Consider the following 22,862-nt stretch of genomic DNA (forward strand, 5'->3'; position numbering starts at 1 on the left):
TCCTACAGGGATCGCATTCTCATGTAGGAGCTGCCGAAGGCTGCGATCTTTTGCTTTTAGCCCCAAACCGCATTAGCTTTGACAACTTGTTACGGCATGAGTCGAGGTGTGCGATGGAGCTTCAAACATGGCTGGCGTTTTTTGCGGCCTGCTGGGTGATCAGCCTTTCCCCCGGTGCTGGCGCCATTGCGTCGATGTCCAGCGGTCTGCAATACGGTTTCTGGCGCGGTTACTGGAACGCCTTGGGCCTGCAAATCGGTCTGGCCGTGCAGATCGCCATTGTCGGCGCCGGTGTTGGCGCGATCCTCACCGCTTCGGCCACGGCCTTCCACGCGATCAAATGGTTCGGTGTCGCGTACCTTGTCTATCTCGCCATTAAGCAATGGCGTGCGCAGCCCATGGACATGAGCGATGACGCCGCGGTACGACCGATTGGCAAGCCGCTGGCATTGGTGTTCCGGGGCTTCCTGGTCAACATCAGCAACCCCAAGGCGCTGGTGTTCATGCTTGCGGTGCTGCCGCAGTTCATCAACCCGCATGCGCCGCTGCTGATTCAGTACGTGGTGATCGGCGTGACCATGGTCTGCGTCGACCTGATTGTCATGGCCGGTTACACCGGTCTGGCCTCGAAGGTGTTGCGGTTGTTGCGCACACCGCAGCAGCAGAAACGCATGAACCGCACGTTTGCCGGGCTGTTCATCGGCGCGGCGGCGTTTATGGCGACGTTGCGCAAAGCCGCCGCGTAAATCGCGCAGGCACAAAAAAGGCGACCTCGGTGGGTCGCCTTTTTTATTACCTGCGATTTACTCAGCGCAGAATCACCGGCGGCGTATCTGCTGGCAGATTGTTGCGCTGAGCTGGCTCGCGCGATGGCTCGTAACTGCCGCCGCCGAGCTGCTGGCTCAATTGCCCGGCGACATCCTCACCCAGGGCCTTGGACACGTCACGGACCACCCGTGGACGGTTCAGCGACACATGGATGTCTCGGCTGTTCACCAGTTTGGTGTCCTGGGCTTCGCCCATCGCCGTAAAGGCCGAGATGATTTCGTAAGTCTTGGTGTTGATCAGGCTGAAATCCGCGACCAGGGTCAGGGCCAGCACCGCCGAGTAGCTGTCGGTGTTCGCCAGCTCGTTCATGTCCTGGGTGAAGTCGATGTCGGACACCGTGCCGAAGAGCACATAGTCGGCGCCCTTGTAATTGCCGGCCTTGATCCGCTTGATCACGTCGTAGACATCGCCCTTGGACGACGCGGTGTACGGTTTGCCTTGAATCAGCTGAAACATACCCGTGCGGAGGATTTCACCCTTGATGTCGCCGGTGAACCGGCGCAGCTCGGTCTGCTGGATGTAGCTGTTGGGCGTTTCGTATTCCTCATAGCTCGACGAGCCGCTGGCGCCGTAATAGCTCTCCTGGTGATTGCTCTGCGCCGAGATGGTGTGAATGTATTGCTCCACACGTTCCTCGTACGCCAGGTCGGCAACGGCGACTTTCGGGGCCGCCTGCACGCTGAACGCGCAAGCCAGGGTCAACAGGCCAATCCATGTGCGCATCGATCAACGCTCCGTGGTTTTGCGGATTTCTTTTTCGTCCATCCATTCGGCCAGACCGCTTTCGACATCGATCAGTTGCAGGCTGAATTTGTAGAAGACGTCCTTGTAATCGCTGCTGCGCTTGACGATCGAGCTGATCGAACCTTCAAGCCGGTATTTCGCCGCGATCATGTTGCCAGTCTTGGCCACGGTGCTCTTCTTGTACAGGCCGCTCTGGTTTTGCAGCTTGAGCTGATCGATCTGGCTCTGCATCGCGGTGTTGTCGCTGGCGAAGCGGGCCACGCCGGATTTCATCAGCTGGGTCTTGATGCTCGTGGTGATTTCGCGGGTATCGATGTACTCGCTGGTCTTGTTCATCACGTCGTAGACCTGCACCACCGGACGCCCTTGCAGCACCCCGGACTGGGCCAGCGAACGGGTCATCGACTCGGCGATCATCTGCAGGTCGGTGGAGCCGAATTCGTTGGTGACGGTTTCAACCGCTCTGGGGTCGCCGTAACTGATATTGCTGCTGCCCAGGGTTGGCGAGTTGTCGACACAACCGGAGACCAGCAAGGCGAAAACGGCAAGGCAGGAGACGCGTGCAAACATGGCAATGCTCTCTGGAACGAAATGGGGTGTCGGGTTCAAGGCGTCTGCAGTTCCAGACGGAAGTCCACGGCTTTCGGGGTGGGAGCGATGCTCTGGAGGAAACTGTTCTGCCCGCCGTAGATCAACTGGGGTTTCCAGACTTCATCGTCGGCGACCGGGAATCCTTCGGCGCCGAGCCAGGCGAAACGGTAATAGAAGGTCTTGTTGCGCTTGTCGGTGTTGCTCAATTGCACGCCAACGGTCATGAAGCCGTTTTCCCGGGCGACGCGCATGTTGCCGATCGCGATGTTCTTCAGCTCACCCATGGCCACGACTTTGCTCGCGGCGCTGCCCGGTGCTGGCGGAGGCGGTGGCGGCGTTGCGCAGCCGCTGGCCAACAGGGCGAGGGCGGCAACGGCGATGAGTTTGAAACGCATGCAAAGACTCCGTTCTTCAGATTTTCCGGGGCGGGCGACAGGGCGCGCGCCGCTGCTCGGCAGATTGACGGTCTGGCCGGTTTTCTTCAAGCGCCAACGCATGTCTATTTCAAGCCCAATGGCGTTGCCGGTGGCGTCACGAAAGCGGTGCCAATGACATAGGCCCATTTGCCGAATGCCCGTAGGTTGATGACCTGGTGATCACGTTCAATGCGTACGGTCAGCGCACCGTCAGCGTTGGGCACGGTGATGGTGTGATTACCTTTTTTCAGGCGCAGTCGCGCTACCAGGGTTTTGTCGGGCAGAGTGCGCCAGGTGCGAGTGTCAGCTTCTTCGAAGGGATCTTTTGCCGTCACGACCAGTGAGGCCTTGTCGGGGTTTTGCGCGTTGTAATTGGCCTGGCCGATGGCCGCCATGTTGGCGCGGAATCTCGCTGATTCAATGATCTCGGGCATGTCGTCGCGCAAGGTGCGTGTTGCCATGTCAGTCACGCTGTTGATGGCGCTCAGGGGGCGTTTGCGCCCATCGATCTTGATGGAGTCGAAGGCCGGCGTGACGGCATCCGGCACCATCACCGGAAAGGAAATCGGCGCATCAATGACCAGGCTTGCATTGAGCTGAATCGGAATCAAAACCTTGACCGACGCGCGGGCGGGAGCCAGGCCGCTTTGCACCACGATCAACACGTCGCTCTCATCAGCCTTCGCCGGCGGCTTGTCGAGATCGCGCAACGCCTGCTCAAGAAAAGGCACATTGGGGCGCAGTTCGATGGCCTGCCGATAGCCCGGAGCAGCCAAGCCGCGCTCGCCCAATGCCTCATAAGTAAACCCGGCAAGATAATGGCTGAACGCACTCTGATAACCGTTCTTCAGCTCGATGACCGAAGGCGCGTCAAGGGTGGCCACCGGGTAGCCGCGCAGATCCTTGTAATGCACCTTGATGCCTTGCGCCTTGGCCTGCTCTTCGACTGCTTCGTACTGGCGCTCGCGCTCGCGGGCGATCAACGCTTCGCGCTCGTGAGTTTTCTTGATATCGGTGCGGGCGCCTTCGAAGTCGTCGACGGACAATTGGTTGAGGGCCATTTGCGTGGTGAGCATGACCTTTTCGTAGTCATAACCGTCGTAGCGCTGCAGTTTGTCATTGACGAACATGACGCCCATTTCCCGATTGAAGCGATTGATGAACTTCATGGGCGCGGAAGGCACGGTGTCTTCGCGCTGGACAATCATCTGGTCGGCGCTGCGCCAGGCGATCTGGCTGTCAGGCAGCGCATTGCCGAGGCTGAGGACGGCGCCTTTTTCGAAGTAATAGAGCAGATCCTTGGATTCCCACGGGTTGTTCTGCTCGATCAGGAATAGCGCGCCCTCGATGTTGCCCATCATCAGCTGATCGTTGGTCTCCTGCATTTCCTGGTCGTAATTGCGGTAGGCGGCACATCCGTTGAGTTGCACAACGAGACTGAACAGCACAGTCAACAACAGACAGTGACGCATGACGGTGGCTTCTTCCTTGGGTGCAAAGGGGCTGACGTGGCGCATTATAAGGATCGGTGGTGGCAATGTGCTTGGCTGTTTCTCGATTAGTGTTGGCGCTCAATGCCGACAAAGCTTGAGGGAAACGCCGGCGAAGTGAACAATATGTAACTTCGCATTTCCATTTGAGACCTGTTCATGACTGCCTCGTCCCGATTTCTGGCCTGGCTGGTGTTCCCGCTGTGCGCGCTCAGCAGCTTCAATCTGCTGGCCGATACCGTGGAGGGCGCTCCGCAAGCGCTGCACCTGCTCGATTACATCAGCGCGGATTACCCGCCGACGGTCGAGGCTGGAGCAGTCGTCGATGATGCCGAATACCGTGAGCAGCTGGAGTTCACCCAGGCGCTGCAAGGTTTGATCACGGGCATGCCGGCCAAACCTGAAAAGGCCGCGCTGGAGCAGGGCGTCAGTGCTTTGCACGCTGCCATCACCGCGAAGCAGGACGGTGCGGAAGTCGCCCGTCAGGCGCGGCAACTTGGCGCGCAACTGGCGGTGGCGTACGAGGTCAGCCAAGCGCCGATCATCACCCCGGATCCGACCCGCGGCGCGCCGCTCTATGCGCAGAATTGCTCGGTGTGCCACGGCGACAGCGGTGCCGGTGACGGCCCGGCTGGCCTGGGCATGACGCCGGCGCCGGCCAATCTGCGTGACGCTGCGCGGATGGACCATCTGAGCCTTTATGCGATCTACAACACCCTTGGCCAAGGCGTAGAAGGCACCGACATGCCGGCGTTTGCCGATCAGCTCGATGATCGTCAGCGTTGGGATCTAGCGACCTACATTGCTGGGTTCAGCGCCGATGCGGCGGCCGTCAAATCCGAGAAGACCTACAACATCGCCGATCTGGCCCGCCAGACCCCGGCTGAAGTGCAGGCCGCCGAAGGTGTGCCAGCCGCCGTGACCTTCCGTGCGCAACGGGCGCAGCCGCCGCAGGTCAAGCGTGGCCCGGCGCAGTTGCTCGACTACACCGCTGCGACCCTGGACAAGAGCCTGGCCGCCTACCGCGCCGGTGAGCACGATCAGGCCTACGACCTGTCGGTGGCGGCGTACCTGGAAGGCTTCGAACTGGTCGAGAGTTCGCTGGATAACGTCGACGCCAATGTGCGCAAGGACACTGAGAAGTCGTTAATGGCGTACCGGCAATCGTTGCAGGACGGTTTGCCGGTCGAGCAGGCGGAGCAACGTCTCGAAGCCGCCAAGGCTAAGCTGAAAGAGTCCGCCGGCCTGTTGGGCAGCGATGGTTTGAGCTGGTCGCTGAGCTACATCTCCGGGCTGCTGATTTTGCTGCGCGAAGGCCTGGAAGCGATTTTGGTATTGGCGGCGATTCTCGCCTTCCTGCGCAATACCGGTCAGCAATCGGCGGTGCGCAGCGTCAACGTCGGGTGGGGTTTGGCGCTGTTGGCCGGCCTCGGCACGTGGGCGTTGGCCGCGTATGTCATCGATGTCAGCGGCTCGCAACGTGAATTGCTGGAGGGCGCGACGGCGCTGTTCGCCAGTGTGATGGTGCTGTGGCTTGGCGTGTGGATGCACGACCGCCGTCACGCGGCAGCCTGGCAGGATTACATCAAGAGCAGTCTGGTCGGCGGTGGCGGGCGTTTCGGTTTTGCGATCCTCGCGTTTTTCTCGGTGTACCGCGAGTTGTTCGAAGTGATCCTGTTCTACGAAACCCTGTGGCTGCAGGCCGGCCCGGCCGGGCATGACGCAGTGCTTGCCGGTGGGGCGACGGCGCTGGTGCTGTTGGTCGGTCTGGCGTGGGTGATCTTGCGTGGCTCGGCGAAACTGCCGCTGACGCTGTTCTTCAGCATCAACGCGGCGTTGCTGTGCGCGTTGTCGGTGGTGTTTGCCGGGCATGGCGTGAAAGCGCTGCAGGAAGCCGGGATCTTCGGCACACGGCCAGTGGCGTTCTTTGAGTTCGACTGGCTGGGGATTCACGCCGATGCGTATTCGTTGACGGCGCAGGCCGTGGCGATTCTGGCGATTGTGGTGTTGTATGGGCGTAGTTGGGTGGCTGAGAAGCGGCGGGTAGTCGCTTAACAGCATTCGCTGGGGCTCATAATCGCGGGCAAGCCGCGCTCCCACAGGTTTAGCGTTAACCTGTGGGAGCGTGGCTTGCCCGCGATGTTTTTTGGATGAGGAAACGATGATGCGTGTATGGATCGATGCCGACGCCTGCCCAAGGGCGGCGAAGGATCTGGTGGTGAAGTTCGCGCTCAAGCGCCAGTTCGAAGTGGTGCTGGTGGCCGGGCAGCCGCAGATCAAACCAGGGTTGGCCATCGTCAAGCTGATCGTGGTGCCGAGCGGGCCGGATGCGGCGGACGATTATCTGGTCGAACACGCGGTGCCGGGTGAACTGGTGATTTGCAGCGACATTCCGTTGGCCGATCGCCTGGTGAAGAAGGGCGTGGCAGCGCTGGATCCGCGCGGCAAGGAGTTCGATGCGCAGAACATGGGCGAGCGGCTGGCCGTGCGCAATCTGTTCACCGACTTGCGTGAACAAGGCCAGATGAGCGGCGGCCCCGCGCCGTTTGGCGACCGCGAGAAGCAGGCGTTTGCCAATGCGCTGGACCGGATCCTCACGCGCCTGACCCGCAAACCCTGAGCCTTATGATGATCATTCCCACGCTTCGCGTGGGAATGCATCTTGGGACGCTCTGCGTTCCGGTCTTACCGTAAATGTAACGCCAAAGTGGGCAGGCGCGGAGCGCCAATGGCGGCGTTCCCACGCAGAGCGTGGGAACGATCATATAGGCCGTGTTAAACGTCGTTTTCGTGGGTCAGTTCGAGTACGCGATCCACGAGTTTATTGATCCCGGAAGCCGCTTCACTGATGTTCTGCGCCAGCATGTAAGCCGGGGTCGTCACCAGTTTGCGCGCCTTGTCTTCGATGATTTCAGTCACCGCGCAATCTTCGTGGGTGGCGCCCATCTTGTTCATCGCCGTGGCGGTGTCGGCATCGTTGCCGATGGTGCAGGTCACACCTGGGCCATAGATCTTCGCGGCCAATGCCGGCGAGATGCACATCAGGCCCACCGGTTTGCCTGCTTCGGCAAACGCCTCGGCCAGCGCCAGTACTTCGGGTTGCACCGTGCAGCCAGCGCCTTCGACGGCAAAGTTGGACAGGTTCTTCGCCGCGCCAAACCCGCCTGGCACGATCAAGGCATCGAAGTCGTCGACGTCGGCCTCGCGGATGTCCTTGATGTTGCCACGGGCGATGCGCGCCGATTCCACTAGCACATTGCGCGATTCGGGCATTTCCTCGCCGGTCAGGTGGTTGATCACATGCAATTGCGCGATGTTCGGGGCGAAGCACTGCACCTGCGCGCCGCGTTGGTCGAGGCGCAGCAGGGTGATCACACTCTCATGGATCTCGGCGCCGTCGTATACACCACTGCCGGACAGGATCACTGCAACTTTTTTGCTCATGGTTTTCTCTCCAGATTCATGGCGCTAAATGTCCACTAAATTGTCGCGCGTTGCCATAGGGTTAATGGGCGGCTACACCTAGGATCAGTCTTCAAGACTTGAGTCAGGGCGCGTCATGGACTTCATTCTGTTTGCGGTGCCATTTTTCTTCGTATTGATCGCCGTGGAGCTGCTTGCTGACCGTTGGCGCGGGGTCAGTAACTATCGCCTCGCCGACGCGGTGAACAGCATCAGCACCGGCGTTTTGTCGACCACCACCGGGTTGTTGACCAAAGGCGTCGGGCTGCTGACGTATGCCTTTGCCCTGGATCATCTGGCCTGGCTCAGACTGCCGGCGGACCGCGTCTGGGTCTGGGTGTTTGCCTTCGTCCTCTACGACTTCTGCTACTACTGGCTGCACCGCATGGGCCACGAGCGCAACATCCTCTGGGCCGCGCATTCGGTGCATCACCAAAGCGAGGAGTACAACCTCTCCACCGCGTTGCGTCAGACCAGCACCGGGTTTCTGCTGAGCTGGATTTTCTACCTGCCGATGGCGGTGCTCGGCGTGCCGCTGCTGGTGTTCGTCAGCGTCGCGGCGCTTAACCTGCTGTATCAATTCTGGGTGCACACCAAACACATTCCAAAGCTCGGCTGGTTCGAGTGGTTTTTCGTCACGCCGTCCAATCATCGGGCTCACCATGCACAGAACGCTCTCTACATGGATCGCAACTACGGCGGGGTGTTCATTATTTGGGATCGTCTGTTCGGCACGTTTCAGGAAGAGGATGACAGCGAACCGGTGATTTTCGGCGTGACCACGCCATTGGCGAGCTGGAATCCGTTGTGGGCCAACCTGCAGTTTTATGCGCAGCTGTGGGACGACGCGCGTCGCGCCGAACGTCCGTGGGACAAGCTGCGGATCTGGTTCATGCGCACCGGTTGGCGGCCGGCGGACGTCGCGGCGAAGTACCCGATGCGCAAGCCGGATCTGGCCCGGTTTCGTAAATTCGACGTACCGCTCGAGCGTCGTCAGCAAGGCTATGTGGCCGTGCAGTTTTGCGTGTATATCGCGCTGGGCAGTTATCTGATGAACCTGGAACGCAGTCTGCCGACGGCCGCGTTATTGCTCGGCTGGGGCGCGGTGGCGTTCGGGGTGTTTGCGTTAGGCGTGGCCCTGGAGAATCGCCCATGGGCGCTGAAGGTCGAGCTGTTGCGGCTGGGGTTGAACGTGCCGCTGCTGTGGCTGGCGCCGCTGGTCGGGCTATGGCCGGCCAGCCCGGTGATGTGGGCGGGCCTGCTCGGGTACAGCCTGCTCAGTGTGGGCGGGCTGTATGTGAGCCGCCAGCGCGTTACTTGGCTGGCGTCTTAGGGTCGGCGGCTTTTGCCTGTTCGGCTTGCTGCAGCTGCAAGGCCTTTGCTGCTTGCTCGTCGGCGTAAACCTGTTTCGCCAGACGGGCATTCTTGAAGCGCCGGCGGATCCAGAGGCCGACGCCCAGCACCAGCAACGCACCGAGCACCCACAGCTCATACTTCTTGATGCTGCCGAGCATGCCTTCCAGTACCGCGCCGAAGTGATAAGCGGCGGCCGCAAGGGCGGTGGCCCAGATCGCTGCGCCGATGCCATTCAGCAGCAGATAGCGTCCCGGCGGATAACCGGACAGGCCGATCGCCACCGGCATCACCGTGCGCAAGCCGTAAACAAAACGGAAGCTCAGGACCCAGATGTCCGGATGCTTGCGGATGTGCTCCAGCGCGCGGTCGCCCATCATCTGCCAGCGCGGTTTGCGTGCCAGCAACTTGCGCCCGTGCTTGCGGCCGAGGAAGTACCACAGCTGATCGCCGGCATAGCTGCCGCAGAACGCCACGACCACCACAATATTGATGTCCATGTATCCACGGAACGCGAGGAAGCCCGCGAGCACCAGAATGGTTTCGCCTTCGAAGAACGTGCCGAGAAACAAGGCAAAGTAGCCAAAGTCATGCAGAAATTGTTGGAGCATTGTCTGGGTGCTGGCGAAATGAACGCGCAGCCTAACCCTTCGGACACATTCATGAAAGTGTCCAAATGTGTCTCGACGTGAACAATTCCTACACTGAGAATGGAATGCGGCTACACGTCACAGGTCTCACACAACTGTCATCTGTTCGTCATAATGGCCGTCTATAACTGTCACGCTCGCCCGTTTGCGCGGGCTCAGGAGTCTGCCGTGAGCTTTACCCCAGCCAATCGTCTATTCCCTGCAACGCGCCTGCGCCGCAATCGCCGTGATGATTTTTCGCGTCGGCTGGTGCGGGAAAATGTGCTGACGGTCGACGATCTGATCCTGCCGGTGTTCGTGCTCGACGGTGAAAACCGCCGCGAAGCCGTGGCCTCGATGCCCGGCGTAGAGCGCTTGAGCATCGATTTGCTGCTGGAAGAAGCCGTCAAGTGGGTCGAGCTGGGAATTCCGGCGCTGGCGTTGTTCCCGGTGACTCCTGCCGAATTGAAATCCCTCGACGCTGGCGAAGCGTGGAATCCCGAAGGCATTGCCCAGCGCGCTACCCGCGCCCTGCGTGAGCGCTTCCCTGAGTTGGGGGTGATCACCGACGTTGCGCTTGATCCGTTCACCACCCACGGTCAGGACGGCATCCTCGACGAAGAAGGCTACGTGCAGAACGACATCACCGTCGACGCACTGGTGCGCCAGGCCTTGTCCCACGCCGAAGCTGGCGCCCAAGTGGTCGCGCCGTCGGACATGATGGACGGTCGCATTCAGGCGATCCGCGAAGCGCTGGAAATCGCTGGCCACGTCAACGTGCGGATCATGGCCTATTCGGCCAAGTACGCCAGCGCCTACTACGGCCCGTTCCGCGATGCGGTGGGGTCGGCGTCGAACCTCGGCAAGGCGAACAAAGCCTCTTATCAGATGGACCCGGCCAACAGCGACGAAGCGTTGCACGAAGTCGGTGCGGACTTGTCTGAAGGCGCGGACATGGTCATGGTCAAACCCGGCATGCCGTATCTGGATATTCTTTTCCGGGTAAAAGATGCCTTCAAAGTGCCGACCTTCGTCTATCAGGTCAGTGGCGAATACGCCATGCACATGGCAGCGATCCAGAATGGCTGGTTGAGCGAAGCGGTGATTCTCGAATCACTGACCGCCTTTAAACGTGCCGGTGCAAATGGCATCCTGACTTACTTTGCCGTTCGTGCCGCTCAATTGTTACGAGAGCAGAAATAGCCCTCCCAGGAACATTCCATGAATACCGAAGGACTCACTGAAGTTGCTGTAAAAGAAGCTCAACCGGTGGTCGAGCAAATCGCTGAAACCCCGCCGGAAATGGAGCCAGCGCCACCCGCGCCGGCGGCCGAAACCGCTGTGGCGGTGCCGGCGATTGCCATTCCCGGTCTGGATGACAGCAGCCTGTATATCCACCGTGAGCTTTCGCAATTGCAGTTCAACATCCGCGTGCTGGAACAGGCGCTGGACGAGTCCTATCCGTTGCTGGAACGCTTGAAGTTCCTGCTGATCTTCTCCAGCAACCTCGATGAATTCTTCGAAATCCGTGTCGCCGGCCTGAAGAAACAAATCACCTTCGCCCGTGAACAGGCCGGTGCCGATGGCTTGCAACCGCATCAAGCGCTGGCGCGCATCAGCGAACTGGTGCACGGTCACGTTGATCGCCAATACGCGATCCTCAACGACATCCTGCTGCCGGAGCTGGAAAAGCATCAGGTGCGCTTCATCCGTCGCCGTAACTGGACGGTCAAGCTCAAAACTTGGGTACGCCGCTATTTCCGCGACGAGATCGCTCCGATCATCACCCCGATCGGCCTCGACCCGACGCACCCGTTCCCGTTGCTGGTGAACAAAAGCCTGAACTTCATCGTCGAGTTGGAAGGCATCGACGCCTTCGGTCGCGACTCTGGTCTGGCGATCATCCCGGCGCCGCGTTTGCTGCCGCGGATCATCAAGGTGCCGGAAGAAGTCGGCGGCCCCGGCGACAACTATGTATTCCTGTCGTCGATGATCCACGCCCACGCCGATGACCTGTTCCAGGGCATGAAGGTCAAGGGCTGCTACCAGTTCCGTCTGACCCGAAACGCCGACCTGGCGCTCGACTCCGAAGACGTCGAAGACCTGGCCCGCGCCCTGCGTGGCGAGTTGTTCTCGCGTCGTTACGGCGATGCGGTGCGCCTGGAAGTCGCCGATACCTGCCCGAAACACCTCTCGGACTACTTGCTCAAGCAATTCAACCTGAGCGAGAGCGAGCTGTATCAGGTCAACGGCCCGGTCAACCTGACTCGGCTGTTCAGCATCACCGGTCTGGACAGCCATCCGGAGCTGCAATACACGCCGTTCACCCCGCAGATCCCGAAACTGCTGCAGAACAGCGAAAACATTTTCAGCGTGGTCAGCAAGCAGGACATCCTCTTGCTGCACCCGTTCGAGTCGTTCACCCCGGTGGTCGACCTGCTGCGTCAGGCCGCCAAAGACCCCCACGTTCTCGCTGTGCGGCAAACGCTGTACCGCTCCGGCGCCAACTCCGAAATCGTCGATGCACTGGTGGACGCCGCGCGTAACGGCAAGGAAGTGACGGCCGTCATCGAGCTGCGTGCGCGCTTCGACGAAGAATCCAACCTGCAACTGGCGAGCCGTCTGCAAGCGGCCGGTGCGGTGGTGATCTACGGTGTGGTCGGCTTCAAGACTCACGCCAAGATGATGCTGATCCTGCGTCGCGAGGCCGGCGAGATCGTGCGATATGCGCACCTCGGCACTGGTAACTATCACGCCGGCAACGCCAAGCTGTACACCGACTACAGCCTGCTGACCTCCGACGACGCCTTGTGCGAAGACGTCGGCAAACTGTTCAGCCAGTTGATCGGCATGGGTAAAACCCTGCGCATGAAGAAGCTGCTGCATGCGCCGTTCACCCTGAAAAAGGGCATGCTCGACATGATTGCCCGCGAAACCCAGTTCGCCGTCGAGGGCAAACCGGCACACATCATCGCCAAGTTCAACTCGCTGACCGATCCGAAGATCATCCGCGCGCTGTACAAGGCCAGCCAGTCCGGCGTGCGCATCGACTTGGTGGTGCGCGGCATGTGCTGCCTGCGTCCGGGCATTGCCGGGGTTTCGCACAATATTCATGTGCGCTCGATCATCGGCCGCTTCCTGGAACACACCCGCGTGTTCTATTTCCTCAATGGCGGCGACGAGCAGATGTTCCTCTCCAGTGCCGACTGGATGGAGCGCAACCTCGACAAGCGCGTCGAGACTTGCTTCCCGGTCGAAGGCAAGAAGCTGCTGACCCGCGTGAAGAAAGAGCTTGAGCTGTACCTGACCGACAACACCCACAGCTGGAGTTTGCAATCGGATGGCCGTTACATCCGCAACACGCCGACCGGCAACCAGAACCCGCGCAGCGCGCAAGCGACCCTGTTGGAACGCTTGGGTAGCCCGATCCTGCCAGTGAGCAGCTGACTTTCAGCCGAATAAAAAAGGCGATCCCAACGGATCGCCTTTTTTGTACCTGATACACGACTGTAGGAGCTGCCGAAGGCTGCGATCTTTTGATCTTGATCGTAAAAACAAGATCAAAAGATCGCAGCCTGCGGCAGCTCCTACAGGGGTAGATTTGTGCTGTGTCAGTGGACGGTGAGGACGATGCCCACCCGCGTCAGCCAATCGGCCTCAAGCCCGAAATCTGCCTGAGTCAGCTGATTTTCATCCAGCCAGTTCTCCGGGAATTCCACATCAAGGGTGTTGCCCTTGGCGTGCAACACCACCTGCGGCATCGCTTGGGTGCCACGAATGTGGTGGAACAGGATCGCAAAGCGCAGCAGCACGCACAGGCGAATCAGCTTGTCACCGTCGTCACCGAAATCGGCAAACTTGTCCTTGGGAATATTACGGCGGTGACCACGCACCAATAGGGCGAGCATCTGTTGGTCTTCGCGGGAGAACCCGGCGAGGTCCGAATGCTCGATCAGATAAGCGCCGTGTTTGTGGTAGTGATAGTGTGCGATATCGAGGCCGACTTCGTGCACTTTCGCTGCCCAACCGAGGAGTTCGCGCCAGATGCCGTCGTCAAGCTCCCAGTCTGCCGCGACCTGATCGAACGCGTGCAAGGCTTTGCGCTCAACCCGCGCCGCTTGTTGCAGATCAACGTGATAACGCTCCATCAGCGAAGTCAGGGTGCGTTCGCGCACGTCTTCGTGGTGATGGCGACCGAGCAGGTCATAGAGCACGCCTTCGCGCAGCGCGCCGTCGCAGTGATCCATGCGTTGCAGTTCGAGGGCGTCGAAAATGGCCTCGAGAATCGCCAGACCGGCCGGGAAAATGGTCCGGCGGTCAGGCTTGATGCCTTCGAAATCGATCTTGTCGACGTCGCCAAGCTTGAACAGGCGACGCTTGAGCCAGGCCAGACCTTCGGCATTGACCTCGCCAGTGCCGTGGCCGCCGGCCTTCAGCGCCAGGCCGATGGCGCGGATGGTGCCCGAGGAGCCGATGGCTTCATCCCAAGTCAGGCGATGCAGAGCGTGTTCGATGCTCATGATCTCCAGCCGCGCCGCCGTGTACGCCTGGGCGTAGCGGGCCGGGGTGATCTTGCCGTCCTTGAAATAGCGCTGGGTGAAGCTGACGCAACCCATTTGCAGGCTTTCGCGCAGCAGCGGTTCGAAGCGCTGGCCGATGATGAATTCGGTACTGCCGCCGCCGATGTCGGCAACCAGACGTTTGCCCGGAGTGTCGGCGAGGGTGTGCGAGACGCCGAGGTAGATCAGGCGCGCCTCTTCACGGCCGGAAATGACTTCCACCGGGTGCCCGAGGATTTCCTCGGCGCGGTGGATGAACTCGAGGCGATTGCGCGCTTCCCGCAAGGCGTTGGTGCCGACGATCCGCACGGCGCCCAGCGGCATACCGTTGATCAGTTGGGCAAAGCGCTTGAGGCAATCGAGGCCGCGCTGCATCGATTCTTCGTTGAGCTTGCGCTCATCGTCGATGCCGGCCGCCAGCTGAACCTTCTCGCCGAGGCGCTCAAGGATACGAATTTCGCCGTTCTGGGCCTTGGCCACGACCATGTGAAAGCTGTTCGAGCCCAGGTCGATTGCGGCGATCAGGGACAGATTCTTGGCTTGGGATTGCGGCATGGTCAGGGGGTCTCGGTCGATAACCTCGACATCGTGCCACGATCAAACGCTGGCGCCAACGCGCATGGTTCAAACCGTTGATTCAGCGCAGAAAGTCTTGAGGCCGCAGCCTGATCGTTCCCACGCTCTGCGTGGGAATGCCTCACCGGACGCTCTGCGTCCGCTTTTGGGACGCGGAGCGTCCTTGGCTGCATTCCCACGCGGAGCGTGGGAACGATCAGGATGGGGCAGATTCAGGCTGTCGCTTCGACGGTGCCAATAAAATTCGCCAGCTCCGCCGTCTGCGGATTGGCAAACAACACTTTCGGATCCCCCACCTCATGCACCTTGCCGTGGTGCATGAACACCAGTTTGTCGCCCACCTCGCGGGCGAAGCGCATTTCGTGGGTGACCATGATCAGCGTCATGCCTTCCTTGGCCAGTTGCCGCACCACGCTGAGCACTTCGTTGACCAGTTCCGGGTCGAGCGCCGAAGTGATCTCATCGCAGAGCAGGACTTTCGGCGACATCGCCAACGCCCGGGCAATCGCCACGCGCTGTTGCTGGCCGCCGGACAAGCGATCCGGAAAAGCATCGAACTTTTCGCCCAGACCGACTCGCTCGAGCATTTCGCGCGCCAGTTCCGCCGCTTTGGCCTTCGGCACTTTCTGCACCACTTGCGGCGCAAGCATGACGTTTTCACCCACGGTCAGGTGCGGGAACAGGTTGAACTGCTGGAAGACCATGCCGACTTTTTGCCGCAAGCTGCGCAGGTCGGCGCGGGCGGCGTCGAGGTATTCGCCGTCGACTTCGATCACGCCGTCATTGATCGATTCCAGACCGTTAAGCGTGCGCAGCAGGGTGGACTTGCCCGAGCCGCTGCGGCCGATGATCGCCACGACCTGGCCTTCCTCGACGCTGAGGTCGATGCCTTTGAGTACGTGGTGATCGCCGTAGTATTTATGCAGGGCGGAAATTCTAAGCAGAGGCATGCAGTCTCCTTTCCAGGTAGCGCGCACTGAGGGACAAGGGGTAGCAGAGCAGGAAGTAGCCGAGGGCAACGAGGCCGTAGACCATGAACGGTTCAAACGTGGCGTTGGCGAGCATGCCGCCGGTCTTGGTCAGTTCGGTGAAGCCGATGATCGAGGTCACGGCGGTGCCTTTGACCACTTGCACCGAGAAACCCACCGTCGGCGCCACGGCAATGCGCAGCGCCTGCGGCAGGATCACGTAGCGCAATTGCTCCAGCGGATTGAGCGCCAGACTCGCCGAGGCTTCCCACTGGCCATTGGAGATCGATTCGACACAGCCGCGCCAGATCTCCGCCAGATAGGCGCTGGTAAACAACGTCAAGGCAATCGCCGCCGCCATCCACGGCGAGATTTCGATCCCGGCCAGCGCCACGCCGAAGAACACCAGAAACAGCTGCATCAACAGCGGCGTGCCTTGGAACAGCTCGATCCAGGTGCGGGCGATGCTGCTCGACACAGGGTTTTTCGAGATGCGCATGATCAGAATCAGCAGCCCGACGATCCCGCCGCCAATGAACGCCACCAGCGACAATGCCAGCGTCCATTGCAGCCCTATGAGCAGGTTGCGCAGGATGTCCCAGAAGGTGAAGTCACTCATACGCTGCTCCTGCTGATATAGCGCCGGCCGATCCAGTTCAGCAACTGACGGATCAGCAGCGCCATGCACAGGTAGATCAGCGTGGTCAGCGCGTAGGTTTCAAAGGCGCGGAAATTGCGCGACTGAATGAAGTTGGCAGCGAAGCTGAGTTCCTCGGTGGCGATCTGTGAGCACACCGCCGAACCGAGCATGACGATAATGATCTGGCTGCTCAGCGCCGGCCAGACCTTACCCAGCGCCGGCAGCAACACCACGTGGCGGAACGCCTCGAAGCGTGTCATCGCCAAGGCTGCGGCGGCTTCCAGTTGCCCGCGTGGAATTGCCTGAATGCCGGCGCGGATGATCTCGGTCGAATAGGCACCGAGGTTGATCACCATCGCCAGCACTGCCGCCTGCCACTCGGAAATCTGCACGCCGAGTGACGGCAACCCAAAGAAGATGAAAAACAACTGCACCAGAAAAGGCGTGTTGCGGATCAACTCGACGTAGACACCGAAAATCGCCGAGAACGGGCGGATGTTCCACGCCCGCACCAACGCCCCGACAATGCCCACGCCAACCCCGAGCAGCGCGCCAATGGCCGTCAGCTCAAGGGTGAACAGCGCCCCGCGCAGCAGCAGGTCGGTGTTTTCCACCACCGGCATGAAATCGAACTGATAAGCCATGAAAGTCTCCCGCGCAGTCGATCAGAGATCGGCCGGCAGCGGCTCTTTCAGCCAGGTCTGCGAATTCTTTTCCAGCGCGCCGTCAGCCTTGGCAGTGGTCAGGATGTCGTTGACCTTGGCCAGCAGCGCCGCTTCGTTCTTGTTCACGCCGACGTAGACCGGCGAATCCTTGAGCTTCACTTTCAGCGCCGGCACACGTTTCGGGTTCTTTTCGCTGATCGCGACCATCACCACGTTGCCGCTGGCGATCAGGTCGACTTGCCCGGCGAGGTAGGCGGCGATGGTCGAGTTGTTGTCTTCGAAGCGCTTGATGGTCACGCCTTCGGGGGCGACTTTGCTCAGCTCAATGTCTTCGATGGCGCCACGGGTGACGCTGATGGTCTTGCCCTTGAGGTCGTCGAGGTTGCTGATCGAAGCATCCGGTGGGCCGAACACGGCGAGGTAGAAGGGGGCATAGGCGCGGGAGAAGTCGATGACTTTCTCGCGCTCAGCATTTTTGCCGAGGCTGGAAATCACCAGATCGACCTTGCCGGTGGTCAGAAACGGGATGCGGTTGGTGCTGTTGACCGGGGTCAGTTCGAGTTTGACCTTGAGTTGATCGGCCAGCAGTTTCGCGGTGTCGATGTCCAGGCCGCGAGGCTTCATGTCCGGGCCAACCGAGCCGAACGGCGGGAAGTCCTGCGGCACGGCAACTTTCAGCGTGCCGCGTTTGACCACGTCGTCGAGACCGTCAGCGTGGGCGGAGGTCTGGCACAGCAGTAGGCCGGCAAACAGGGAAGCGAGGAGGGCGCTGTAACGCTTGGTCATGGACAATCTCCGGATCGGCGGGAAGTGATTTCTGCGTTCGGACAGAGCACGGGCCGTGCCAATACGTGGGTTTTATGCCGGCAGGCCGCAGTTTCAGCGGTTTTGTTCGGTCTTACTGGTCTGAACAGTCAGGTTGTTTTTCGCACTGCCATGGCGCATCCGTCGTGCGCGCCGAACCCCGCTGGGGCACGACTTGCCGGACTCGGCGAATAGCTTTACAACTAGCCGCACATTGGCCTGGCGCGTCTGAAAAACATGAACTCGATTTCCCGTGCAGTACCCGAAGTGGCCCTGCAAGCGATCCGTAAACTGATCACCGAACAGGGTTTCGGCGCGGGCGATGCCTTGCCGTCGCAACGGGATCTGGCGTTGCAACTGGGCGTGAGTCGGGCGTCGTTGCGGGAGGCGCTGTCGTCGCTGAGTGCGCTGGGTGTGGTCAGTATTCAGCCGGGTAAAGGCGTGTTCGTGCAGGCGCCGGTGGAATTGTCGCGCGGCGAAAACGCACCGGGCTGGTCATTCGCTGCGCAGGCTTCGCCGCTGGACATCTTTCAATTGCGCTATGCGCTGGAAGGTTTTGCCGCCGGGCTGGCGGCGGTGACGTTGAGCACGTTTGATCTGGATGCGCTGGAAGACAATGTCGCGGCCATGCGCGAGCAATTGAAGGCTGGCGACTTTGAAGCGGCGGCGAAACTCGACTTCGAATTTCACCGACGGATCCTGCTGGCCAGCGGCAATCAGGCGATGCTGAGCATCCTCACCAATAGCGCCGAGATGTTTCTGGAAAGCCAGAAACTACCGTTCATCCGCGCCGAACGTGCCATGGAAACCTGGCAGGAACACCGCAAGATCCTCCGCGCCCTCGCACGCCGGGCCTCGGGCGCGGCGCAGAAAGCCATGCAGGAACACGTGCGCAACGCGGCCCTGCGCACCGGAATCGCCTTCATCGCCCCCGCCACGGCGTGACTTGAGCTATACCCAAACTCATCGAGTGCCATAGCAAGACTCAATCAACTGCGGCTTCCTGAACAAGGGAAGGGCGGCTATGATGGGCCACGTTTTTTTGCTTACAACCTGGAGAATTCCATGAGCAGCGATCTTATCAAGCACGTCACCGACGCTAGCTTCGAGCAGGAAGTTTTGAAAGCCGAGGGTCCAGTGCTGGTCGATTACTGGGCTGAATGGTGTGGCCCATGCAAAATGATCGCTCCAGTTCTGGACGACATTGCAGCTACCTACGAAGGCAAGCTGACCATCGCCAAACTGAACATCGACGAAAACCAGGAAACCCCGGCCAAGCATGGCGTGCGTGGTATCCCGACCTTGATGCTGTTCAAGAACGGTGAAGTCGCTGCGACCAAAGTCGGCGCTCTGTCGAAGTCGCAACTGGCTGCTTTCCTCGACGCCAACATCTAAGCGTCGCTGTAAAGTGCCCGAAAAAAAGCCCCGCAAATAGCGGGGCTTTTTGCGTATTCAGGGCTAGACGCTCCGAAACTCAGGTGGTACATTCGGCCCCGCACTGGTTTCTCCACTGCCCCCTGCTAGCCGTCGCCGACGCACTCCTTTTCGAATAAGTTCGCGATCCTGTCGCCTTCTCCGCGGCGCGGCCTCATTAAGCCAAAAGCTTAATTTCCCCCCCTCCATAAATGATTACGTCATTCCTATATGAATCTGACTGAACTCAAGCAAAAGCCGATTACCGAACTGCTCGAATTGGCCGAACAGATGGGCATAGAAAATATGGCCCGTTCGCGCAAGCAGGACGTGATTTTCTCCCTGCTGAAAAAGCACGCTAAAAGCGGCGAGGAAATCTCCGGTGATGGCGTGCTGGAGATTCTCCAGGACGGCTTCGGCTTCCTGCGCTCCGCAGACGCTTCCTACCTTGCCGGCCCAGACGATATTTACGTCTCGCCGAGCCAGATCCGCCGCTTCAACTTGCGCACCGGTGACACCATCGTTGGCAAGATCCGCCCTCCAAAGGAAGGCGAGCGGTATTTCGCCCTGCTCAAGGTCGACACGATCAACTTCGATCGTCCTGAGAACGCGAAAAACAAGATTCTCTTCGAGAACCTGACCCCGCTGTTCCCGACCGTGCGCATGAAGATGGAAGCCGGTAACGGTTCCACCGAAGACTTGACCGGTCGTGTGATCGACCTGTGCGCCCCGATCGGCAAAGGCCAGCGCGGTCTGATCGTTGCACCGCCGAAAGCCGGTAAAACGATCATGTTGCAGAACATCGCAGCGAACATCGCCCGTAACAACCCTGAAGTTCACCTGATCGTTTTGCTGATCGACGAGCGTCCGGAAGAAGTAACCGAAATGCAGCGCACCGTGCGCGGCGAAGTGGTTGCCTCGACCTTCGACGAGCCGCCGACCCGTCACGTACAGGTTGCCGAAATGGTGATCGAGAAGGCCAAGCGCCTGGTCGAACACAAGAAAGACGTGGTGATCCTGCTCGACTCCATCACCCGTCTGGCCCGTGCCTACAACACCGTGATCCCGAGCTCCGGCAAGGTATTGACCGGTGGTGTCGATGCCCACGCTCTCGAGAAGCCAAAGCGTTTCTTCGGTGCGGCACGTAACATCGAAGAAGGCGGCTCGCTGACCATTATCGCCACCGCGCTGGTTGAAACCGGCTCGAAGATGGACGAAGTGATCTACGAAGAGTTCAAGGGTACCGGCAACATGGAACTGCCTCTGGATCGCAAGATCGCCGAGAAGCGCGTGTTCCCGGCGATCAACATCAACCGTTCCGGCACCCGCCGCGAAGAGTTGCTGACGGCCGACGACGAACTGCAACGCATGTGGATTCTGCGCAAGCTGCTGCACCCGATGGACGAAGTCGCTGCCATCGAGTTCCTGGTCGACAAGCTGAAAACGACCAAGACCAACGACGAGTTCTTCCTGTCGATGAAGCGCAAGTAACATCGCAGACTGAGCCGATAAAAATGGCGTCCCCTCGGGGACGCCATTTTTTTGCGCGGATTTTGTCCGGGCAATGGGACGTTGGCGATCTGGTAAGGTCTGTGCCTTGCAGAATGAGCAACAGCGTACGTGACCGTTTCCGGGCAAGAGAATCCGGCTGTACAAATAATAACCAACTGATTGGCATTAAAGATTTTATGAGCACACTCGCTTATCGAAGGGATATCGACGGCTTGCGGGCAGTCGCGGTCATCGCCGTGGTCCTGTTCCATTTTGGCGTCCCGGGTTTTACCGGCGGTTTTGTCGGCGTGGACGTGTTCTTCGTGATCTCCGGCTACCTCATCACCTCGATCATCTGGAACCAGCGTCAGGCTGGGCGTTTCAGCTTTGTCGAATTCTGGGCACGCCGTGCGCGGCGGATTCTGCCGGCGCTGTTTGCGATGATCGTCGCCGTGCTGGCGGTAGGCTGGTTCCTGATGGCGCCCAAGGATTACGAAGAACTGGGGCGCTCGGTGCGCTATCAGGTGTTGTTCGTTTCGAACATCCTGTTCATGCGTCAGGATGGCTATTTCGACGTCGCCTCTGACCTCAAGCCGATGTTGCACACCTGGTCGCTGGCGGTTGAAGAGCAGTTCTACATTATCTTCCCGCTGTTGCTGACTTTGCTGTCGAGCCGCTTGAAACACTGGCGGCTGGCGCTGTTTGGCGTGTTGCTGGTGTCTTTCGGCCTGAGCGTCTGGGCGGTCAGTCACCATCCTGAGAAAGCTTTCTTTCTGCTGCCGATGCGCGCCTGGGAGTTGTTGGCCGGGGCCATGCTGGCGGTCGCGCCGCAGCATGCCTGGCGCCTGAAGCCGATGGCCGCGCAAGGGCTGAGCCTGCTCGGCATGGGCTTGATCCTGCTGGCGGTGTTCGGCTACGACAATGCCACGCCATTTCCCGGTGCGGCGGCGCTGCTGCCGGTGCTCGGTGTGGTGCTGCTGATTTTTGCCAACGGTCATCGCCAGACGGTGGTTGGTCAATTTCTGAGCAGTAAAGTGATGGTCGGTTTTGGCCTGATCTCCTACTCCTGGTACCTGTGGCACTGGCCGGTGTTCGTGTTTTCCAGTTACGCCAGCGTCGACGAGACCAGTGCACTGGACAGCGCCGGGCTGATCCTGCTGACGCTGGTGCTCGGTTACCTGTCGTGGAAATTCATTGAAACGCCGTTCCGCGAGCGTCGTTTGCTCGCCGGTCGTCGGCCGATTCTGCTTGCCGGTGCCTTGGGTGTGCTGGTGCTGGCGCTGGCCGGACAAACCCTGCGCTGGACCGATGGCTTGCCGTGGCGCCTGTCTGATCAGGCCCTGCAATATGCCCGAGGTCACGACTGGCGGCCGGAGTTGATGGCCTGTCTGGCCGACGACAAGACGCCTGACGACAAGTTGTTCTGTCATTTTGGCGTTGCCGACTTGCCTGCGCAGGCGATGGTCTGGGGCGACAGTCATGCGACGGCGCTGATTCCGGTGTTCGACGACGGTGCCAAGGCTCACGATGTCAGCGTGATTCTCGCCAGCTCCCCCGGCTGCATCCCGGTGGAAGGTCTCGAGCATGGCCCGGTGTGTGCGCACTTCAACCGCCGCATCGAGCAGGCGCTGAAAGAGAAAAGCGTCAGCGATGTGGTGCTGGTCGCGCGCTGGAGCCTGTACCTCTATGGCGACGCCAATGGCGACCTGGGCCACGTGCTCAGAACTCCCGACGGTCGTTACGATCGCGCCAATGCCGAGCAACGTCTGGCCGCTGGCCTGCGTGCGCGGGTTGCGCAACTGCGTGCCAGTGGGCATCGGGTCTGGCTGGTCAAAGAGGCGCCGTTGCAGCCGTTCAGCCCGCCGTATCGCCTGACGCGACTGGCGATGCTGGATCGTTCGGTCGAGGGCGTTGGGCAACAGGTTGCCGTCCACCACGAACGTCAGGTGTTCATCAGCCAGTTGTTCGCCGAGCTGGGCAAAGACCCGGCGGTGCATGTGGTCGACCCGGCACCACGGCTGTGCGATGAGCGCGGTCTGTGTCACGCCGAACTCGATGGCTACTCGCTGTACACCGACGACAATCACCTCTCGGAGGTCGGCGCGCGGCTGGTAGCACCGATCATGGAACCGTTGTTCATCAACCTGCAGAGCCGGGAAAACCCCGGCAAAGCCCGGACGAATGCAGCCAAGTAAGCAGCGACAGGCTGCCACAGGGCTGCAGAGCAGGTAGG

Annotated in this window: 21 protein-coding genes; 10 read left to right on the plus strand and 11 right to left on the minus strand. The window is 60.2% G+C overall.

Annotation, left to right across the window (positions count from 1 at the left end):
* Nucleotides 1–113 precede the first annotated feature (113 nt).
* Complete coding sequence (gene rhtB, locus EJA71_RS05290; protein ID WP_053124937.1) at nucleotides 114–746, plus strand: homoserine/homoserine lactone efflux protein; 633 nt, start codon at nucleotides 114–116, stop codon at nucleotides 744–746.
* A gap of 61 nt (nucleotides 747–807) precedes the next feature.
* On the opposite strand, the gene EJA71_RS05295 is transcribed toward rhtB, so the two are convergent.
* The 4 genes from EJA71_RS05295 to EJA71_RS05310 form a co-directional block, all read right to left on the minus strand.
* Nucleotides 808–1,551 (minus strand): penicillin-binding protein activator LpoB, encoded by a 744-nt coding sequence (locus EJA71_RS05295; RefSeq protein WP_158954933.1) that lies wholly within the window; start codon nucleotides 1,549–1,551, stop codon nucleotides 808–810.
* A 3-nt stretch (nucleotides 1,552–1,554) separates the two neighbouring features.
* Nucleotides 1,555–2,142 (minus strand): penicillin-binding protein activator LpoB, encoded by a 588-nt coding sequence (gene lpoB / locus EJA71_RS05300; RefSeq protein WP_064389507.1) that lies wholly within the window; start codon nucleotides 2,140–2,142, stop codon nucleotides 1,555–1,557.
* Between the two features lie 35 nt (nucleotides 2,143–2,177).
* Nucleotides 2,178–2,558, minus strand: a complete 381-nt coding sequence (locus tag EJA71_RS05305; RefSeq protein ID WP_158954935.1) for a YcfL family protein — start codon at nucleotides 2,556–2,558, stop codon at nucleotides 2,178–2,180.
* 104 nt (nucleotides 2,559–2,662) lie between these two features.
* On the minus strand, nucleotides 2,663–4,051 hold the full coding sequence (locus EJA71_RS05310) for a COG3014 family protein (RefSeq protein ID WP_158954989.1): 1,389 nt from the start codon (nucleotides 4,049–4,051) through the stop codon (nucleotides 2,663–2,665).
* A 177-nt stretch (nucleotides 4,052–4,228) separates the two neighbouring features.
* Between EJA71_RS05310 and EJA71_RS05315 the strand changes: the two genes are divergently transcribed.
* Both EJA71_RS05315 and EJA71_RS05320 read left to right on the plus strand, forming a co-directional pair.
* Entirely contained in the window at nucleotides 4,229–6,124 is a 1,896-nt protein-coding gene (locus EJA71_RS05315) for an FTR1 family protein (protein WP_158954937.1), read from the plus strand.
* A gap of 109 nt (nucleotides 6,125–6,233) precedes the next feature.
* Nucleotides 6,234–6,689: a YaiI/YqxD family protein gene (locus tag EJA71_RS05320; RefSeq protein ID WP_007911138.1), complete on the plus strand. Its 456-nt coding sequence runs from the start codon at nucleotides 6,234–6,236 to the stop codon at nucleotides 6,687–6,689.
* A 155-nt stretch (nucleotides 6,690–6,844) separates the two neighbouring features.
* On the opposite strand, the gene elbB is transcribed toward EJA71_RS05320, so the two are convergent.
* Nucleotides 6,845–7,513, minus strand: coding sequence for an isoprenoid biosynthesis glyoxalase ElbB (gene elbB, locus EJA71_RS05325; protein WP_158954939.1), 669 nt, complete (start codon nucleotides 7,511–7,513; stop codon nucleotides 6,845–6,847).
* A gap of 115 nt (nucleotides 7,514–7,628) precedes the next feature.
* Here elbB and EJA71_RS05330 point away from each other — a divergent pair, with 115 nt between their 5' ends.
* Nucleotides 7,629–8,864, plus strand: coding sequence for a sterol desaturase family protein (locus tag EJA71_RS05330; protein ID WP_158954941.1), 1,236 nt, complete (start codon nucleotides 7,629–7,631; stop codon nucleotides 8,862–8,864).
* Here EJA71_RS05330 and EJA71_RS05335 read toward each other — a convergent pair.
* A complete protein-coding gene (locus tag EJA71_RS05335; protein ID WP_158954943.1) occupies nucleotides 8,845–9,495 on the minus strand; it encodes a DedA family protein in 651 nt (216 codons plus the stop codon). The two genes, EJA71_RS05330 and EJA71_RS05335, sit on opposite strands and share 20 nt — an antisense overlap.
* 207 nt (nucleotides 9,496–9,702) lie before the next feature.
* On the opposite strand from EJA71_RS05335, the gene hemB reads away from it, so the two are divergent.
* Both hemB and ppk1 read left to right on the plus strand, forming a co-directional pair.
* On the plus strand, nucleotides 9,703–10,716 hold the full coding sequence (hemB, locus tag EJA71_RS05340; protein WP_158954945.1) for a porphobilinogen synthase: 1,014 nt from the start codon (nucleotides 9,703–9,705) through the stop codon (nucleotides 10,714–10,716).
* A gap of 18 nt (nucleotides 10,717–10,734) precedes the next feature.
* The gene (gene ppk1, locus EJA71_RS05345; RefSeq protein ID WP_158954947.1) at nucleotides 10,735–12,960 is read left to right on the plus strand and encodes a polyphosphate kinase 1; all 2,226 of its coding nucleotides are present in this window, start codon (nucleotides 10,735–10,737) and stop codon (nucleotides 12,958–12,960) included.
* A 164-nt stretch (nucleotides 12,961–13,124) separates the two neighbouring features.
* Here ppk1 and ppx read toward each other — a convergent pair whose 3' ends face one another.
* From ppx to EJA71_RS05370, 5 genes are all read right to left on the minus strand, one after another.
* Nucleotides 13,125–14,627: an exopolyphosphatase gene (gene ppx / locus EJA71_RS05350; protein ID WP_158954949.1), complete on the minus strand. Its 1,503-nt coding sequence runs from the start codon at nucleotides 14,625–14,627 to the stop codon at nucleotides 13,125–13,127.
* Nucleotides 14,628–14,860: 233 nt separating this feature from the next.
* Entirely contained in the window at nucleotides 14,861–15,598 is a 738-nt protein-coding gene (locus EJA71_RS05355; protein ID WP_007911148.1) for an amino acid ABC transporter ATP-binding protein, read from the minus strand.
* On the minus strand, nucleotides 15,585–16,235 hold the full coding sequence (locus EJA71_RS05360) for an amino acid ABC transporter permease (protein WP_158954951.1): 651 nt from the start codon (nucleotides 16,233–16,235) through the stop codon (nucleotides 15,585–15,587). Before EJA71_RS05360 ends, EJA71_RS05355 begins: the two co-directional genes overlap by 14 nt.
* Nucleotides 16,232–16,900: an amino acid ABC transporter permease gene (locus EJA71_RS05365; protein ID WP_158954953.1), complete on the minus strand. Its 669-nt coding sequence runs from the start codon at nucleotides 16,898–16,900 to the stop codon at nucleotides 16,232–16,234. The genes EJA71_RS05360 and EJA71_RS05365 overlap by 4 nt, the downstream gene beginning before the upstream one ends.
* A 21-nt stretch (nucleotides 16,901–16,921) precedes the next feature.
* Nucleotides 16,922–17,707: a transporter substrate-binding domain-containing protein gene (locus tag EJA71_RS05370; protein WP_158954955.1), complete on the minus strand. Its 786-nt coding sequence runs from the start codon at nucleotides 17,705–17,707 to the stop codon at nucleotides 16,922–16,924.
* Between the two features lie 255 nt (nucleotides 17,708–17,962).
* On the opposite strand from EJA71_RS05370, the gene EJA71_RS05375 reads away from it, so the two are divergent.
* The 4 genes from EJA71_RS05375 (at nucleotide 17,963) to EJA71_RS05390 (ending at nucleotide 22,824) form a co-directional block, all read left to right on the plus strand.
* Entirely contained in the window at nucleotides 17,963–18,670 is a 708-nt protein-coding gene (locus EJA71_RS05375; protein ID WP_158954957.1) for a FadR/GntR family transcriptional regulator, read from the plus strand.
* Between the two features lie 120 nt (nucleotides 18,671–18,790).
* The gene (gene trxA / locus EJA71_RS05380; RefSeq protein ID WP_158954959.1) at nucleotides 18,791–19,120 is read left to right on the plus strand and encodes a thioredoxin TrxA; all 330 of its coding nucleotides are present in this window, start codon (nucleotides 18,791–18,793) and stop codon (nucleotides 19,118–19,120) included.
* A gap of 249 nt (nucleotides 19,121–19,369) precedes the next feature.
* Complete coding sequence (gene rho / locus EJA71_RS05385; RefSeq protein WP_003229334.1) at nucleotides 19,370–20,629, plus strand: transcription termination factor Rho; 1,260 nt, start codon at nucleotides 19,370–19,372, stop codon at nucleotides 20,627–20,629.
* Between the two features lie 197 nt (nucleotides 20,630–20,826).
* Nucleotides 20,827–22,824 (plus strand): acyltransferase family protein, encoded by a 1,998-nt coding sequence (locus EJA71_RS05390; protein WP_158954961.1) that lies wholly within the window; start codon nucleotides 20,827–20,829, stop codon nucleotides 22,822–22,824.
* Nucleotides 22,825–22,862: the final 38 nt, after the last annotated feature.

The organism is Pseudomonas sp. PB106 (assembly GCF_009764645.1).
Lineage (GTDB): Bacteria > Pseudomonadota > Gammaproteobacteria > Pseudomonadales > Pseudomonadaceae > Aquipseudomonas.

Excerpts from the sequence above, each read along its gene's own strand:
- rhtB (WP_053124937.1), top strand. The coding sequence starts at position 114 with ATGGAGCTTCAAACATGGCTGGCGTTTTTTGCGGCCTGCTGGGTGATC.
- EJA71_RS05295 (WP_158954933.1), bottom strand. The coding sequence starts at position 1,551 with ATGCGCACATGGATTGGCCTGTTGACCCTGGCTTGCGCGTTCAGCGTG.
- lpoB (WP_064389507.1), bottom strand. The coding sequence starts at position 2,142 with ATGTTTGCACGCGTCTCCTGCCTTGCCGTTTTCGCCTTGCTGGTCTCC.
- EJA71_RS05305 (WP_158954935.1), bottom strand. The coding sequence starts at position 2,558 with ATGCGTTTCAAACTCATCGCCGTTGCCGCCCTCGCCCTGTTGGCCAGC.
- EJA71_RS05310 (WP_158954989.1), bottom strand. The coding sequence starts at position 4,051 with ATGCGTCACTGTCTGTTGTTGACTGTGCTGTTCAGTCTCGTTGTGCAA.
- EJA71_RS05315 (WP_158954937.1), top strand. The coding sequence starts at position 4,229 with ATGACTGCCTCGTCCCGATTTCTGGCCTGGCTGGTGTTCCCGCTGTGC.
- EJA71_RS05320 (WP_007911138.1), top strand. The coding sequence starts at position 6,234 with ATGCGTGTATGGATCGATGCCGACGCCTGCCCAAGGGCGGCGAAGGAT.
- elbB (WP_158954939.1), bottom strand. The coding sequence starts at position 7,513 with ATGAGCAAAAAAGTTGCAGTGATCCTGTCCGGCAGTGGTGTATACGAC.
- EJA71_RS05330 (WP_158954941.1), top strand. The coding sequence starts at position 7,629 with ATGGACTTCATTCTGTTTGCGGTGCCATTTTTCTTCGTATTGATCGCC.
- EJA71_RS05335 (WP_158954943.1), bottom strand. The coding sequence starts at position 9,495 with ATGCTCCAACAATTTCTGCATGACTTTGGCTACTTTGCCTTGTTTCTC.
- ppk1 (WP_158954947.1), top strand. The coding sequence starts at position 10,735 with ATGAATACCGAAGGACTCACTGAAGTTGCTGTAAAAGAAGCTCAACCG.
- ppx (WP_158954949.1), bottom strand. The coding sequence starts at position 14,627 with ATGCCGCAATCCCAAGCCAAGAATCTGTCCCTGATCGCCGCAATCGAC.
- EJA71_RS05355 (WP_007911148.1), bottom strand. The coding sequence starts at position 15,598 with ATGCCTCTGCTTAGAATTTCCGCCCTGCATAAATACTACGGCGATCAC.
- EJA71_RS05360 (WP_158954951.1), bottom strand. The coding sequence starts at position 16,235 with ATGAGTGACTTCACCTTCTGGGACATCCTGCGCAACCTGCTCATAGGG.
- EJA71_RS05365 (WP_158954953.1), bottom strand. The coding sequence starts at position 16,900 with ATGGCTTATCAGTTCGATTTCATGCCGGTGGTGGAAAACACCGACCTG.
- EJA71_RS05370 (WP_158954955.1), bottom strand. The coding sequence starts at position 17,707 with ATGACCAAGCGTTACAGCGCCCTCCTCGCTTCCCTGTTTGCCGGCCTA.
- EJA71_RS05375 (WP_158954957.1), top strand. The coding sequence starts at position 17,963 with ATGAACTCGATTTCCCGTGCAGTACCCGAAGTGGCCCTGCAAGCGATC.
- trxA (WP_158954959.1), top strand. The coding sequence starts at position 18,791 with ATGAGCAGCGATCTTATCAAGCACGTCACCGACGCTAGCTTCGAGCAG.
- rho (WP_003229334.1), top strand. The coding sequence starts at position 19,370 with ATGAATCTGACTGAACTCAAGCAAAAGCCGATTACCGAACTGCTCGAA.
- EJA71_RS05390 (WP_158954961.1), top strand. The coding sequence starts at position 20,827 with ATGAGCACACTCGCTTATCGAAGGGATATCGACGGCTTGCGGGCAGTC.